This window comes from Klebsiella sp. 2019SCSN059 (assembly GCF_021739525.1).
Taxonomy (GTDB): domain Bacteria; phylum Pseudomonadota; class Gammaproteobacteria; order Enterobacterales; family Enterobacteriaceae; genus Klebsiella; species Klebsiella quasipneumoniae.
Window position 1 is genome coordinate 1 of sequence record NZ_JAKKOM010000139.1, and the last position, 553, is coordinate 553.

The following is a 553-nucleotide window of genomic DNA, read 5'->3' on the forward strand; positions in this document are numbered from 1 at the left end:
GACGATAACAGACGGTTTCACTGTAGGGGATACCCTCAAACGTCAGCGTAAAGCTACTTTTGCGCGAACCGCTGGTGTGCACCGTGGTGATGACGATGCCTTCCCTGACCGCATCGGGAAGCGTGCCGTCCGTTTCCAGTACCTGACCCGGAGTCAGATGAGGGCTGGAGGAATGCCCGCAGACGCGATACTGCGCATTCAGCATACGTTCGTGACGCAGACGGGCGAAGTATGCCCCGGTCTCCGGGCTATCAGCGTCACCTGCCGTCAGGAAGGGTTCCGCATAATGGTACGTTTCCCCGGCGGTGATCCCTTCCTTGATGAAAATGCACTCGGCACTGTCCTGAGGTTGTAGCGCTTCACGGTAGTTGTAGTCCCGGGTGGCCACACTTCCACTCACAACATTGTATGCAGCCTGAATATCCCAGATGCTCTCCTGCCCGCTGTCACTCATCCCGGCCTGGTTGCGTAGCGGTAGCGTGATGCCAAATTCATACTGCTCCTGGCTGTCCTGGAAAATCACCACGTCCTGTTCAAGACGGCCGTCCATTTC

Annotated in this window: 1 protein-coding gene; it reads right to left on the bottom strand. The window is 57.1% G+C overall.

All coding sequences use genetic code 11. From position 1 onward, the window contains the following. Positions 1–553 (bottom strand): contractile injection system protein, VgrG/Pvc8 family (locus tag L2I46_RS29320; protein ID WP_272909897.1); only part of this gene is annotated, 553 nt, incomplete at both ends.